The sequence below is a fragment of the Burkholderia pyrrocinia genome, from assembly GCF_001028665.1.
Classification (GTDB): domain Bacteria; phylum Pseudomonadota; class Gammaproteobacteria; order Burkholderiales; family Burkholderiaceae; genus Burkholderia; species Burkholderia pyrrocinia.
The window spans coordinates 1,392,841-1,406,088 of the sequence record NZ_CP011504.1; the positions used below are offsets into that span (position 1 = coordinate 1,392,841).

13 protein-coding genes and 1 pseudogene are annotated in these 13,248 nt (G+C 67.9%); 10 read left to right on the top strand and 4 right to left on the bottom strand.

The window, feature by feature from the left end:
• Positions 1–31 precede the first annotated feature (31 nt).
• From ABD05_RS22480 to ABD05_RS22490, 3 genes and pseudogenes are all read left to right on the top strand, one after another.
• Positions 32–478: pseudogene (locus tag ABD05_RS22480) on the top strand (DUF393 domain-containing protein); the annotation flags it as partial.
• The gene (locus ABD05_RS22485; RefSeq protein ID WP_047902278.1) at positions 475–1,974 is read left to right on the top strand and encodes a TIGR01777 family oxidoreductase; all 1,500 of its coding nucleotides are present in this window, start codon (positions 475–477) and stop codon (positions 1,972–1,974) included. The pseudogene ABD05_RS22480 and the gene ABD05_RS22485, both read left to right, overlap by 4 nt.
• A 72-nt stretch (positions 1,975–2,046) precedes the next feature.
• Entirely contained in the window at positions 2,047–2,670 is a 624-nt protein-coding gene (locus ABD05_RS22490; protein ID WP_047902279.1) for a glutathione S-transferase family protein, read from the top strand.
• Positions 2,671–2,753: 83 nt separating this feature from the next.
• Here the strand turns inward: ABD05_RS22490 and ABD05_RS22495 are convergent, their stop codons facing one another.
• Both ABD05_RS22495 and ABD05_RS22500 read right to left on the bottom strand, forming a co-directional pair.
• Complete coding sequence (locus tag ABD05_RS22495) at positions 2,754–4,154, bottom strand: serine hydrolase domain-containing protein (RefSeq protein WP_047902280.1); 1,401 nt, start codon at positions 4,152–4,154, stop codon at positions 2,754–2,756.
• A gap of 191 nt (positions 4,155–4,345) precedes the next feature.
• Positions 4,346–5,521 carry a YncE family protein gene (locus ABD05_RS22500; protein ID WP_175804824.1) on the bottom strand — a complete coding sequence of 392 codons (1,176 nt, stop codon included), beginning with the start codon at positions 5,519–5,521 and terminating at the stop codon, positions 4,346–4,348.
• 285 nt (positions 5,522–5,806) lie between these two features.
• Between ABD05_RS22500 and ABD05_RS22505 the strand changes: the two genes are divergently transcribed.
• The 6 genes from ABD05_RS22505 to ABD05_RS22520 all read left to right on the top strand — a co-directional run bounded on the left by ABD05_RS22505 (position 5,807) and on the right by ABD05_RS22520 (position 10,010).
• Positions 5,807–6,226: an HIT family protein gene (locus tag ABD05_RS22505; protein ID WP_047902281.1), complete on the top strand. Its 420-nt coding sequence runs from the start codon at positions 5,807–5,809 to the stop codon at positions 6,224–6,226.
• 258 nt (positions 6,227–6,484) lie between these two features.
• Entirely contained in the window at positions 6,485–6,649 is a 165-nt protein-coding gene (locus ABD05_RS38650) for a hypothetical protein (RefSeq protein ID WP_167347856.1), read from the top strand.
• Positions 6,650–6,801: 152 nt separating this feature from the next.
• Positions 6,802–7,461, top strand: coding sequence for a methyltransferase family protein (locus ABD05_RS22510; protein WP_047902282.1), 660 nt, complete (start codon positions 6,802–6,804; stop codon positions 7,459–7,461).
• Positions 7,462–7,837: 376 nt separating this feature from the next.
• Positions 7,838–8,293: a hypothetical protein gene (locus ABD05_RS22515; protein ID WP_034181694.1), complete on the top strand. Its 456-nt coding sequence runs from the start codon at positions 7,838–7,840 to the stop codon at positions 8,291–8,293.
• A gap of 369 nt (positions 8,294–8,662) precedes the next feature.
• The gene (locus ABD05_RS38370; protein ID WP_158361647.1) at positions 8,663–8,950 is read left to right on the top strand and encodes a hypothetical protein; all 288 of its coding nucleotides are present in this window, start codon (positions 8,663–8,665) and stop codon (positions 8,948–8,950) included.
• Positions 8,951–9,173: 223 nt separating this feature from the next.
• On the top strand, positions 9,174–10,010 hold the full coding sequence (locus ABD05_RS22520; protein WP_034181695.1) for a bifunctional allantoicase/(S)-ureidoglycine aminohydrolase: 837 nt from the start codon (positions 9,174–9,176) through the stop codon (positions 10,008–10,010).
• A 166-nt stretch (positions 10,011–10,176) separates the two neighbouring features.
• On the opposite strand, the gene ABD05_RS22525 is transcribed toward ABD05_RS22520, so the two are convergent.
• Positions 10,177–11,088 carry a LysR family transcriptional regulator gene (locus ABD05_RS22525; RefSeq protein ID WP_082146195.1) on the bottom strand — a complete coding sequence of 304 codons (912 nt, stop codon included), beginning with the start codon at positions 11,086–11,088 and terminating at the stop codon, positions 10,177–10,179.
• Between the two features lie 133 nt (positions 11,089–11,221).
• Here ABD05_RS22525 and ABD05_RS22530 point away from each other — a divergent pair, with 133 nt between their 5' ends.
• Positions 11,222–12,655 carry an aldehyde dehydrogenase family protein gene (locus tag ABD05_RS22530; protein WP_047902284.1) on the top strand — a complete coding sequence of 478 codons (1,434 nt, stop codon included), beginning with the start codon at positions 11,222–11,224 and terminating at the stop codon, positions 12,653–12,655.
• A 243-nt stretch (positions 12,656–12,898) separates the two neighbouring features.
• Here ABD05_RS22530 and ABD05_RS22535 read toward each other — a convergent pair whose 3' ends face one another.
• On the bottom strand, positions 12,899–13,243 hold the full coding sequence (locus ABD05_RS22535) for a c-type cytochrome (RefSeq protein WP_053059964.1): 345 nt from the start codon (positions 13,241–13,243) through the stop codon (positions 12,899–12,901).
• Positions 13,244–13,248: the final 5 nt, after the last annotated feature.

Sequence of the window (13,248 nt, forward strand, 5' to 3'; positions counted from 1 at the left end):
GCCGACCATCGGCGACGTTGCAGGACGCGTTGCACCTCGGCCTGCGCCCGACAACGCGCGACGCATCGTCGTGAGCTGGATGTATGCCGCGGCGATCGTGCATCTGCTCGTCGGCGTGGCCGTTCCGTGGCTCGCCGGCGCACCGTTCGTCGATGCGTATCACCGCGGCATCGAGCTGCATTTCTGGGCGGGCGCGGCACCGGAACCGGCGCGTGCCCAGCAGATATGGTGGATGTCGTTGATAGGCGCGACGGTGCAGTGCGCGTCGGTCTGGATGCTGGCGCTCGTCCACCTCGGCAACCGGTTGCGCAGGCGGGAAGTGTGGGGATGGCTGCTGGCCGGCCTGTTGATCTGGGCGCCGCAGGACATGCTGTTTTCATTGCAGGCCCGTGTGTGGGGCCACGTGGCGTTCGACGCGGCCGCACTCGTCGCGATGGTTCCGCCGCTTGTCTGGCTGTTGAGGAGGGATACCGTATGAACACCTTGCCTGCCTTCGACTGGGCGCTCAACCTGCTGATCGTGCAGGGCGCGATGGGCGCATTCGATACGCTTTATCACCACGAACTCACGCAGGACCTGCCTAACAGCCCGCGCGCGCGGCTCGAGCTGGCGATTCATGCGGTGCGTTCCGTGCTCTACGGCCTCGTGTTCGCATCGATCGCGAACGTCGCGTTTCACGGCGCCTGGGTCGCGGCCATCGCGGCGGTGGTGCTTGTCGAAGTGGTGCTGACGTTGTGGGATTTCGTCGTCGAGGACCAAAGCCGCAAGCTGCCGGCGACCGAGCGCGTGCTGCACACGCTGCTGGCCGTCAACGGCGGCGCGCTGTTCGGGATGCTCGCGATGCAACTGGCCGTCTGGGCGCACGAACCGACCGCGCTGCACGCGATCGACGTCGGCTGGCGCGGCTGGCTGCTCAGCCTGTTCGCCGTCGGCGTGACGGTGTCGGGTATCCGCGACGGGATTGCCGCGTGCCGTATCGCGCGACACGCTCCGGTTGCCAATCCGTTCGCGGGGCAGCCGGCCGGCAACGTGCTCGTCACCGGCGGCACGGGTTTTATCGGCGAAACCCTCGTGAACCAGCTGCTCGATGCGGGGCATACGGTCACGTTGCTGGCGCGCGATCCGCTGCGCGCGGCCTACCAGTTTCATGGACGCGTGCGCAGCGTGACGTCCGTCGAACAGTTGCAGCCGCATGAGCGCTTCGACACCGTGATCAATCTTGCGGGCGCGCCGGTGCTGGGCGCACGCTGGAGCAAGCGCCGGCAAGCGCTGCTGCTCGCCAGCCGCGTCGGCGTCACGCAGTCGCTGATGCGCTGGGTCGAGACCGCCCAGGTCAAGCCGCGCACGTGGATCCAGGCTTCCGCGATCGGCTACTACGGCGTGCGGCCGGCCGACGAACGACTCGACGAGGGCAGCAGCGCCGGCACCGGCTTCATGTCCGAGCTGTGCCGGCAGTGGGAACGGTCCTCGCAGCCGCTGGAGCGCCATGGCGTGCGCGCGGTGGTGCTGCGGCTGGGCATCGTGTTCGGCCCCGGCGGCGCGTTGCGCCCGATGCTGCTGCCGCATTACTTCGGGATGGGCGGACGATTCGGCGACGGTGCGCAGGTCATGAGCTGGATCCACCGGGACGACGTGCTGCGGATCATCGCGCGCGCGATGTCGAACGCGGGCATGCACGGCGTCTACAACGCGGTGGCGCCCGGCGCATTGACCCAGCGCGAGTTCGTGCAGGTCGTGACGAAGGTGCTGCGCCGCCCCGCATGGCTGCATGTGCCGGCCGCGCCGCTGCGCTGCGCGATGGGCGAGATGGCCGAGCTGCTGCTGGATGGGAAGCGGGTGATGCCGGCGCGGCTGCATCACGACGGCTTCATGTTCAGGTTCCCGACCGCCGAGCACGCGCTGCGCGACCTGACGAATCGGCCGCATGGCGATTTTGCACACCCGGCCTGTCGCTTGCCCCGCAGTCGTGTATAAATTCGACGTGACCGCGTTCGGGACGTGTCGTGCGTCCCGGGCGCTCCGCATCCGACCTCACAAGGAGACTGCATGCTGCACATCCTCGGCAAGATCCCGTCCATCAACGTCCGCAAGGTGCTGTGGCTGTGCACCGAGCTGAACCTGCCATTCGAACAGGAAGACTGGGGCGCGGGTTTCCGCACGACCAACGATCCGGCCTATCTCGCGCTGAATCCGAACGCGCTCGTGCCCGTCATCAAGGATGACGATTTCGTGCTCTGGGAATCGAACACGATCATCCGCTACCTCGCGAACCGCTATGGCGACGACGCGCTCTATCCGGCCGAGCCGCGGGCCCGCGCGCGGGTCGATCAATGGATCGACTGGCAGGGCACGGACCTGAACCGCTCGTGGGTCGGCGCGTTCCTCGGCCTCGTGCGGAAATCGCCCGATCATCAGGATCCGGACGGCATCGCGCAGTCGATCGCGGGCTGGACGAAGCACATGCGCGTGCTGAATGCGCAGCTCGAATCGACCGGCGCGTTCGTGGCTGGCGGCACCTTCACGCTCGCGGACATTCCGATCGGCCTGTCGGTGAACCGCTGGTTCGGCACGCCGTTCGAGCATCCGGATTTCCCGGCGGTGTCGCGCTATATCGAGCGTCTCGCGACGCGCGAAGGCTTCAAGACCTACGCCGGCAGCGCGAATCCGTGACGCTTCGCAGGTAGCGCGCGGCGCGGCGGCGTTGCAATCGCCGCCGCGTCGCCACCGGCATGCACGGGCCCGCGGGCCCGTCGTCACGCGCCGGGTGCCGGCATCGCGTCGAGCACGCGCGCGAGAAACGTCTCGTGATTCCACGCGGATTCCGGCCGCGACAACCCGAGCCGCACGACTACCAGCTGGCGGCTCGGCACTACGCTCACGAACTGGCCTTCATGGCCGACCGCATGAAACGCATCAGCCGGCATCGCGCTCGCATGCGGATCGCGATCGTTGAACGGCTCCGGCACCTTGACCCACAGATGCGCGCCGAACTCCTGGCGCGACGATAACGGCGTCGCGCGCGTCAGGTAGCGCACCCAGCCTTCCGGCAGCAGCCGCTGCCCGTTCCACTCGCCGTCCTGCAGCAGAAGCTGCCCGAAGCGCGCCCAGTCGCGTGCGCTCGCATACATGTACGACGGGCTGCCGAGCGTGCCGGACGCATCGGGCTCGAACACCGCGCTGCGCATGTCGAGCGGCGCGAACAGCGCGCGGCGCGGAAACGCGAGGTAGTCGTCCTCGCTGCCGCCCATCGCTGTGCGCATCACGCGCGCGACGATCGCGCTCGTGCCGCTCGAGTAGGACCACTGCTTGCCGGGTGTCGCGGCGAGCGGTTTCGCCGACGCGAACCGCGCGGTATCCGGCTGCGTGAACAGCATCACGGCCACGTCGGACAGCGGGTCGTCGTAGTCCTCGTTGAATTGCAGGCCGCTCGTCATCCGCAGCAGCTCGTCGAGCGTGATGGCCGCGCGCGGGTCGCCGCTGCCGCGCCATTCGGGCAGCAGCGCCGATGCATCGGGCGACAGCTTGTGCTGCGCGACGAGCATGCCGACCAGCGCGGCCGTCACGGTCTTCGTCATCGACCAGCCGGGCAGCGGCGTGTCGGCCGTGAAGCCGGGCGCATAGCGTTCGGCGATCACCTGGCCGCGCCACATCACGACGACCGCGCGCGTGCGCCGCGGCCGCGCCGGGTCGGGTTCGTCGAATGCGCGGTCGAGCGCGGTCTGCAGCCTGTGCGCGTCGATGCCGGCGGGTGGCGCGACGGGTGCCGGCTGCGCGGGCGGTGGATCGGGAAGGGCAGGCAATGTGGCAGGCAACGCGCCGGGCGACGGCCCGAGCGCGAGCGTGCAGCCGAGTCCGGGCCGGAAGTCGGCTTCGCGCTCGGCGAAGCCGGCGAAGGTAGCCACCGCACGATGATGGTCGGGATCGAGCGACGGGCGCACCAGTTTCAGCAGCGGATGTACGCCGGCCATGATGTCGACGTCGATCACGGACGCGGACGGGCGGCCCGACACGTACACGCCGGAACACAGCGCCTTCGCCGCATAGCCGGTCGCGATCGGCGCGAGCCGCGACAGCATGTATCCCGCATAGCCGAGCGCGGCCAGCAGCACCAGGGCGGCGCCCCGTCGGATCAACGGCTTGATGGGTGTCGTCATGCGCGGGCGTCCTCGGTTGTCTGCGGGCGGGCCATGAACCGGCAGTGTCGCAGGTTCGGGCAAGCGGTGGCAATCGCGGGTGCTTGCGACGCCGGGTGGCGTCGGTCGGTCGGAGGTTGCCCGGCGGGTGTGAATCGTATGTGTCGATCGCGCAGGTGAACGGGCCGCATGCGGCCCGTTCACACGGTGCGTCATTGCGCGTCGTTGTTGTCAGAACGCAGTGCCCAGACCGTCGCGGTATTCGTGTTGTCGTCGACGGCCGCGAATTGCAGCTGGCCTTTGCTGCCATGCCCGAACGCAAGGCCGAATGCCGAGCCCGGCGCGGTATCGACCTGCATCTGCGCGACGAAGCGCCCGTCCACCGTGAATTCGACGATCTCGCTCGGTTGCAGCGGATCGGGGTTGACCGCGTCCCCGTTCGCGGTCACGAGATGGCCGTTCGGCGCGCGCGCCAGCGCGAGCGGGCCGTGCAGGTGCTTGGCGTCGAAGTAGATCATCCGTCCGACGCCGCCGTTGCGGTTCGTCGACGCGGCGTTCTGGATCGCGAACACCGCGTTGTCGCCCGTGGACGCGACATACAGGACGTCGATGTTCGGGTCGTACGCGAGGCCGGTCGGGCCGACGACGAGTGCACTGGGATCGGTCCGGTTCACGTAGCCCGACGCGATGATGCGCGAGCCCGGCAGCATCGTGACGCCGTCGTTGCCGATCGCCAGTTCGATCCGTGCGACCGTGCCGTTCAGTACGTTCGATACGAACGCGGTCACGCGCTGGCCGCGATCGATCACGGTCATGTCCCACGGCCCGTCGAGCAGCGTGGCGCTGACCAGTTGCGTGACGAGATTGCCCGCCGGATTGATGACGAGCAGCGAGCCCGGCGCGACGACGGTCTTGCCGTCCGGCGTCGGCACGTTGCCGACCAGCACGAAGCCGCTGCGCAGCACCGTGAGCGCGGTCGTCAGGCCCAGATTTTGGCCCTGGAAGAACGTTGCCGGCGTATTGCCGGGCGACAGCTTCACGATCGTCGTGCCGGTGCCTTGCAGGTTCGACGCCGCGTTGAAGTTCGACACGACGACGTCACCCGGTTTCAGCGTGCTCCAGGTCGGCACGCCGCGCGGCACGAACGCGATGCCGTACGGATTGAGATCGCCGTTGGCCGGCACGGTCGATGCGGTGACCGACGAAGGCGGCAGGATGATGTCGTTGCCGCCGGCCCACGCGAACGTCGACGACAAGGCGGCCAGCCCGGCGGCGCACGCCGCGCGGCGCAACGTGCGCGCGATCGCGTGCGACGCGTGCGCGAACACCGGCGGGTGCAAGGCGAAGACGGTCGGGGCGGGTGAACGACAGGACGGGAGAGGGTCCATGGCATGACTCCGGTTGATGAACGCGAGCAGTCATCCCGGCTGCCGGCCAGCGCAGCCGACGGGTGTCCGGCACGGGTCCGCGATCTTGCCGCGCGAGCCCACGCTCGAAATAAACGGATGGCGACGGTTGCTTATTCCATCCGGTTGCGCACGTTGCATGCGCGCCGGCAGTCATTGTTCGCTGCAATGGCGACACGACCTGACACGTTGAAATCCTGCCCGCCGTCGGCCGATAATCGTCGGGAATCGAACGCTCACCCATTCCAACCGTTATCGGAAACCGCCATGTCCTATGACAACAACAACCCGTTCGCCAGAATCCTGCGCGGCGAACTGCCATGCGTGAAGGTCGCGGAAGACGACGCAACCCTTGCGATCATGGATCTGATGCCGCAGGCCGACGGTCACGTGCTCGTGATCCCGAAGGAGCCGGCCGCGCAGATCTTCGAACTGTCCGGCGACGCGGCCGCGGCCGGCATCCGCATGACGCAGCGCGTCGCGGCGGCCGTGCGCGCGGCGCTCGAGCCGGACGGCGTGTTCATCGGCCAGTTCAACGGCGCGGCGGCGGGCCAGACGGTCCCGCACGTGCACTTCCACGTGATCCCGCGCTGGGAAGGCGCCGAATTGCGGATGCATGCACGCGACATCGCCGATGCGGCGACGCTCGAATCGATCGCCGAGCGTATTCGCGCGCGTTTCGTGTAACGGATCGACGGCACGCGGCACGGCACGGCGGGTGAGAACCGGCCGGCCGCCGCGCCGCCATCGCCTGTTTCGGCGGTCACGCGAAGTAACACGTGTAACCGCCGGCGAAACTCGGCTCGGCAAGCCCGGCGCTAGACTCCGCGCATTACTTCATCGAGCGACAGGAAGAGCGGATCGCCTCTTCGTGCCGGCCGCCGCCCCTCGCGGCGGCGTGGTCTCCGCAAGGTGTCATTCGTCTTTCGCGCCGGGAATCGAGCCATGTCCAGACTTCTCATCACGCTTGCCCTGATCGGCGGCCTGTCCGGCTGCTATGTCGCGCCGCCGTACGGTTACGCGCCCGCGCCGGCCTACTACGGCTACGCGCCGGCGTATTACGCGCCGCCCGTCAGCATCGGGATCGGCGGCAACTTCCGCATTCGCTGATCGGGCCCCCGGCGCGGGCGCCGCCCGCACCGGTTCGCTGCCCTTCGCCGGACGATTCGCGCGAATTCGCGCGCCGCATGACGACGGCGCGCGTCGCATCGTGCGCACGGTTCCTATACTTCACAGGAAAGCGCATCTCCGGTGAGGTAGCCATGTCGGTCACACGCAAGGTCGCTGTGCTGTCGGGCGTAGCCACGCTCGTCTATCTCGGGCTCGCCGTGCTCGGTTTCGGCGGGTTCGCCGCCTTTTTCTCGCATCCGCCGCTGACCGTCATCGTCGTCGCGACACTCGCGATGGCCGTCGTCGCGATGTTCACCGAAGGCAACCTGAGCACCGGCGAGCGCGAAAACCGCGACAACCGCTGGGTGCTCGCGGCATTCGCGGTGAGCGGCTTCCTGCTCGCGTATCTGCCCGCGCTGACCGACCGGCTCGATGTCTGGACCTTCGGCGGCGATACGGTGCGATGGCTCGGCGTCGCGCTGTACATCGCGGGCGGAGCGCTGCGCATCTGGCCCGTGTTCGTGCTCGGCAAGCGCTTCAGCGGGCTCGTCGCGATCCAGCCGGGCCATACGCTCGTGACCGACGGCATCTACCGCCGCATCCGCAATCCGAGCTATCTCGGCCTGCTCGTCAATTCGGTCGGCTGGGCGCTCGCGTTCCGCTCGGGCGTCGGCGTGCTGCTGGTCGCGCTGATGATCGTGCCGCTGGTCGCGCGCATCCGCTCGGAGGAAGCGCTGCTGCGTTCGCAATTCGGCGCCGATTACGACGCGTATTGCGCGCGGACCTGGCGGCTGCTGCCCGGCGTGTACTGACCCCTCATCCCACACCGACTGTCGTTTCGGCGCGTGCTCACGACACGTGCCCGATGTGTTGCCACGTGTGTCTCGAACGTGCGGCGGCGCATGTGTCAGGTCTGCCGTTCCGCAGGGCCTGATCGTCGCTGAAGCCAATACCGGCGCGGGTTCCAAGCGATTTGTGAGATCGCGTTCCACGTCCGTTATTCGCAAACAACTTGTTACCAGAATGTCCACGGCAGGGGGGCGGGACCGGTGCTATTCTTCGCCGCAAGCTCAATGAAATGAATTGGTCCGGGGTTCGGCACAATGCCTGAATCGACGTCAATCGATTCAGATCGTCGTACCGAGCGGACCTTCGATAACCAGATTGCGAACAAGGAAGAATACGGGAATGTGGAAGAAAATTGCCCCCGCTCTCGTCGTCGCCGCGCTGACCGGCACGACTGCACTGCCGGCATTGGCCGGTGATTTGAACAACGCGCTTGGCGGCGCGCTCGGCGGGGTTGCCGGCGCAGCGGTCGGCGGCGCGGTCGGCGGCAGCACCGGCTCGGTAATCGGCGGCGCCATCGGCGGCGGCGCGGGTGGCGCGGTGACGTCGAACCGGCGCGAGCGCACCGGCGCGATCATCGGCGGCGCACTCGGCGGCGGCGCAGGTACCGCGGCAGGCAACGCGATGGGCGGCCGCACGGGCGGCCTGCTGGGCGCGGCGGTCGGCGGCGGCGCGGGCGCGGCGCTCGGCGGCAACATGTCGCGCAGCTCGTACGAGCGCGATTACGGCGATCGCGGTTATCGCGGCGATCGCGGCTATCGTCGCCACAAGCATCATCACCACCGCGACTGGGACTGATCGCCGCTGGCGCGGCACGGTGCGCGACCTGCGCACCGTCGCGCCGACGGCGTCGGCACCCGACGCGAAGATCGGCCCGGCGGCCTGCCGGGCCGCCATCGCCGGCCAGCCCGGCGACCCTTTCCGGCTTCATCCGCCGCTGCCATGCGCCCGATCGACGGGCCGGCCATTTCCCCCTCGTCGTATTTCCCCGCTTCCCGACTTCACGGTCTGCCGCGCCTGAATGCGTCTGCGCAGAATTGGCAAACGCCATCTACGTTCCGTTCGCGTTCGTCGCGTCAATCCGTTCCGGCATGACGAAGGTTTGCAACGGGAGCGGAGCCGCCTGCAACCGACCGCACATCGACCGTCTGCCAGCCGCGTAACCAGATGTATCGCGACCTGCATCGCGCCACCGGACTGGCTGCGATCGGAGGCGCCGCATCGATTGTCCCGGCGCTTCGTCGGCAATGCGCCGGCCGTCAGGATTTCCCTGATATGCAGGCCGCCGCGCCAAGCCGTTTCATCGTGCATCGCGGGTGCCGGCGAGTAGTGGGAAATCGAATGGATTCCATCGCAACATTTAATTGGTCGATTGCGATCGACTTCGCTATCGTCAACGATGCCCGCGTACGGAATCGAACCGAGCCGTCCGCCGCGTCTCGCCTTGCCGCATGATCGCGAGCGCCGCGGCCCGGCCGCCGCACCCGCCAGCATGGGTCGTCGCGTCCGGTCAACCGGACGGATCCGTCGCGAAGCCTGGCCGACCGAACGAAGGCGCATGCGCTTTCAAGCCACCCCGGCAACGATGTCCCGCCGCCGCCTGCGCGCCCCACGCGCAGGCGTGCCGCCCGATGCCGTTAGCGCCCGGGGCCGGACCAACCCATTGCCTGGATGCACTATGTCTAAGACAACGTATTACGCGCCGCATGGCGGCCACCCGCCGCAGACCGATCTGCTGACCGATCGCGCGATGTTCACCGAGGCGTACGCGGTGATCCCGAAGGGTGTGATGCGCGACATCGTCACGAGCTGGCTGCCGTTCTGGACGAACACGCGCCTGTGGGTGATCGCCCGCCCGCTGTCGGGTTTCGCCGAAACCTTCTCGCAGTACATCGTCGAAGTGAACCCGGGCGGCGGCAGCGACAAGCCGGAGCAGGACAAGAACGCCGAAGCCGTGCTGTTCGTCGTCGAAGGCGAAGCCGAGCTGACGCTGCAGGGCTCGAAGCACGTGCTGAAGCCGGGCGGCTATGCGTTCATTCCGCCGGGCGCGGACTGGACGCTGCACAACGTCAGCGATGCCGCGGTGCGTTTCCACTGGGTTCGCAAGCACTACCAGGCCGTCGACGGCATCCCGCTTCCCGAAGCCTTCGTGACCAACGAGCAGGACGTCGAGCCGATCCCGATGCCGGGCACCAACGGTGCGTGGGTGACGACGCGCTTCGTCGACATGAGCGACATGCGCCACGACATGCACGTGAACATCGTGACGTTCGAGCCGGGCGGCGTGATTCCGTTCGCCGAAACGCACGTGATGGAGCACGGCCTGTACGTGCTCGAAGGCAAGGCCGTCTATCGCCTGAACCAGGACTGGGTCGAGGTGGAAGCGGGCGACTTCATGTGGCTGCGCGCGTTCTGCCCGCAGGCGTGCTATTCGGGCGGCCCCGGCCGTTTCCGCTACCTGCTGTACAAGGATGTGAACCGTCACATGAACCTGACGCTGAACCCCGCGCGCTAAGCGCCGCGTCAGCAGTCGAATGCGAAAGCCCGCCGGCGGATGCCGGCGGGCTTTTTTCATGTCGCGGTCTGACGGGGCGAGCGCATGCAGGCGGCCGGGGACGCGCATTTCGACGGCAAGACCCGTGACCTGGCCCGCGCCGGAAACGTGGATGCAGTCCCGCGCATCATCCCGCCTGCCCATCGCGCAACGGCGCGCCGGTCAAGCGCAGCTCTTGCGCCAGGCCGATCAGCGCGCGCAACCGCGCGGGCACGAAGCGATGGCCCGAATAGTAGAGCCGCAGTCCACCGAACGACGGGCACCACGGGACCAGCACCGGCACCAGCGCGCCGGTTTTCAGTTCTTCCTCGATGAACCATTCGGAGATGAAGCCGATGCCTAGCCCGAGCAGGATCGCCTGCTTGATGGCGGACAGTTCATTGAGCGCCAACCGCACGGGCAGGTCCATCTGCAGCTTCTGCCCCTTGCGTTCGAGCTCCCAGTGATAGATGCCGCCGTGGGACATGCGCATGCCGATGCTCTGGTGCTCGAGCAGGTCGCGCGGATGACGGGGCGTGCCGTGGCGCTTCAGATACTCGGGTGTCGCCACCACCAGCATGCGGATATCGCGCGAGAGCGCCACGGCGATCATGTCCTGCGGCACGGATTCGGCCAGGCGGATGCCGGCGTCGAACCCTTCGGCGACGATGTCGATCAGGCGCGACTCGCTCACGATGTCGATCCGGACGTCGGGGTAGCGCTGTGCGTACGGGTAAAACAGCGGTTCCATCAACATGTGCGCGGCGCCCTGCGGCGCGTTGATGCGCAGCGTGCCGCTCGGCGTGTCGGGCCCGGTGCCGGCTTCTTCGCCGGCGCTCCTGATCTCGGCAAGCGCGGGCGCGATGCGCTCCACATAGCGCTGGCCTGCATCGGTCAGCGACACGCTCCGTGTCGAGCGGTTGAACAGCCGCACCTTCAGGCGTGCTTCCAGTCCGGCCACGGCGCTGCTTACCGCCGTCGTGGACATGCCCAGCTCCAGCGCCGCGCCGCGAAAGCTGCTGCGGCGCGCGACGGCCAGGACTACTTCCAGTTCGGTCATTCCGGTGCGGTGCATCGATTGTCCTGATTTTCGGGATGCGTCATCAGCCATAAAGCGGCTTATCAGAACAGTAATGTATTCCTAGACTGCGTGTCATGACAGCTTGTCGGACACGCGCAAAGGAGCACGCACCATGCAACGCATCGAACACATCTACATCAACGGCGAATTCGTGACGCCGCACGGCCACGAATGGTTCGACCTGCACGACCCGAGCACCGAGCAGGTCATCGGCCAGGTCCGCCTCGGCGACGCGCAGGATGCCGAGCGGGCGATCGCCGCGGCCAAGGCCGCGTTCCCCGGCTGGTCGCGCACCACGCGGGAAGAGCGCATCGCCGCGCTCACGCGCATGCACGAGGCCGTCGTCGCGCGGGAAGACGACCTGATGCAGGCGATCCTGACCGAATACGGCGCGCCGCTCGTGCGCGGCCGCTGGATGGCGACCTATCCGGCGGATACCATCCGGCAGGCCATCGCCGCGCTGGAGTCGTTCGCGTTCGAGGAACAGGCCGGCTCGGCCCGCGTGATCATGACGCCCGTCGGCGTGGCCGGCCTGATCACGCCGTGGAACAGCGATGCGGGATTCATCTGCAACAAGCTGGCCACCGCGCTGGCGGCCGGCTGCACCGCGGTCATCAAGCCCAGCGAGATGAGCGCAATGCAGACGCAGATCGTCACCGAAGCGCTGCATGCGGCGGGCCTGCCCAACGGCGTCTTCAATATCGTCAACGGGCGCGGCGACGTGGTGGGCGACGCGATCTCGCGCAGCCCCGACGTCGCGAAGATTTCCTTCACCGGCTCGTCCGCGGTGGGCCAGCATCTGGTGAGCGCGGGCGCGGCCACGATGAAGCGCGTGACGCTGGAGCTTGGCGGCAAGTCGCCCACGGTCGTGCTCGACGATGCGGATTTCGCGAGCATCATGCCGCTCGTGTTGCAGGCGGGATTTGCCAACAGCGGCCAGGCGTGCATCGCGGGTACGCGCGTGCTGGTGCCGCGCCACCGGCTCGCGGAATTTGAGGACGTGATCAAGCATGCGGTTGCACTGATCCGCTCCGGCGACCCGCGCGACGCCGATACCGACATCGGGCCGATGGTCAGCGCGAAGCAATGGGAGCGGGTGCAAGACTACATCCGCATCGGGCAGGAAGAAGGTGCGGTGCTGCTGGCGGGCGGCGAAGGGCGGCCTGAAGGCTTGCAAGCCGGGTGGTTCGTGAGGCCCACGATCTTTTCTCGTGCGAACAACCGGATGCGGATCGCGCAGGAGGAAATCTTCGGCCCGGTGCTGACCATCATCCCCTACGAAGACGACGCCGATGCGATCGCCATTGCCAACGATACGCGCTATGGCCTGAGTGCGGTGGTGCTGGGCACGGATCCCGAACGTTGCGAGCGCGTGGCGCTGCAGATCGATGCCGGCCGCGTGCTCGTCAATACGCTGGCCCATGAGCCGCTTGCGCCGTTCGGGGGCTTCAAGCATTCGGGACTGGGGCGCGAAATGGGCCGGTGGGGCATCAGCGCGTACCTGGAACCCAAGACCCTGATCGGCAGCGCAAGCCGGGTTGCCTGAGCAAGCGTTCCCGTCCGATGCCCCCGTATGCCGTGCGGGGGCGTTTGCGCATCGCGAGCCGCTGCGCGGCACCGCATCGCATGTGCCAGGGTGTCGCCGGCGATCGCGTGCCCGGGTCGGAACGGGCGAATGCGGTGCGTTCGGACCATGCCGGGCCGCCGCCGAACACGGCGGCGCCACACGCCTGCACGCCGAGTGCGTGCGCGGCGCGTTCGTCGCGCGTGCGACGCCCGCTGCGACACGTCACGGCTTCCCGTTGATCGCGGTCAGATATCGCGCGAGGTCGTCGATCGCCTCAGGCGGCAGCGGCGCGCCATAGACCGCGCGCATCTTGATGACCTCCGCCTTCCACTCCTGGAACGACAGCGGCGGTTGCCGGGTCACCATGTCGACCGAATGGCAGATCAGGCAATGCAGGTTCGCGAGATCGGCGCCCGGGCCGGGCGGAAACTTCTGCGTATCGCCGGGCAACGCGACCTCGACCGTTCCGGTCGGCGCGGCGCGCGCCGTCTTGCCCGTTTGCGCCATCGCGGCGCTGCCCGCGCAGGTCACCGCTGCGAGCAGGAGCGCGGCACACGTCTTCATCATGATCG

Excerpts from the sequence above, each read along its gene's own strand:
- ABD05_RS22495 (WP_047902280.1), bottom strand. The coding sequence starts at position 4,154 with ATGACGACACCCATCAAGCCGTTGATCCGACGGGGCGCCGCCCTGGTG.
- ABD05_RS22510 (WP_047902282.1), top strand. The coding sequence starts at position 6,802 with ATGTCGGTCACACGCAAGGTCGCTGTGCTGTCGGGCGTAGCCACGCTC.
- ABD05_RS38370 (WP_158361647.1), top strand. The coding sequence starts at position 8,663 with ATGTATCGCGACCTGCATCGCGCCACCGGACTGGCTGCGATCGGAGGC.
- ABD05_RS22485 (WP_047902278.1), top strand. The coding sequence starts at position 475 with ATGAACACCTTGCCTGCCTTCGACTGGGCGCTCAACCTGCTGATCGTG.
- ABD05_RS22535 (WP_053059964.1), bottom strand. The coding sequence starts at position 13,243 with ATGATGAAGACGTGTGCCGCGCTCCTGCTCGCAGCGGTGACCTGCGCG.
- ABD05_RS22530 (WP_047902284.1), top strand. The coding sequence starts at position 11,222 with ATGCAACGCATCGAACACATCTACATCAACGGCGAATTCGTGACGCCG.
- ABD05_RS22505 (WP_047902281.1), top strand. The coding sequence starts at position 5,807 with ATGTCCTATGACAACAACAACCCGTTCGCCAGAATCCTGCGCGGCGAA.
- ABD05_RS22520 (WP_034181695.1), top strand. The coding sequence starts at position 9,174 with ATGTCTAAGACAACGTATTACGCGCCGCATGGCGGCCACCCGCCGCAG.
- ABD05_RS22500 (WP_175804824.1), bottom strand. The coding sequence starts at position 5,521 with ATGGACCCTCTCCCGTCCTGTCGTTCACCCGCCCCGACCGTCTTCGCC.
- ABD05_RS38650 (WP_167347856.1), top strand. The coding sequence starts at position 6,485 with ATGTCCAGACTTCTCATCACGCTTGCCCTGATCGGCGGCCTGTCCGGC.
- ABD05_RS22525 (WP_082146195.1), bottom strand. The coding sequence starts at position 11,088 with ATGACCGAACTGGAAGTAGTCCTGGCCGTCGCGCGCCGCAGCAGCTTT.
- ABD05_RS22490 (WP_047902279.1), top strand. The coding sequence starts at position 2,047 with ATGCTGCACATCCTCGGCAAGATCCCGTCCATCAACGTCCGCAAGGTG.
- ABD05_RS22515 (WP_034181694.1), top strand. The coding sequence starts at position 7,838 with ATGTGGAAGAAAATTGCCCCCGCTCTCGTCGTCGCCGCGCTGACCGGC.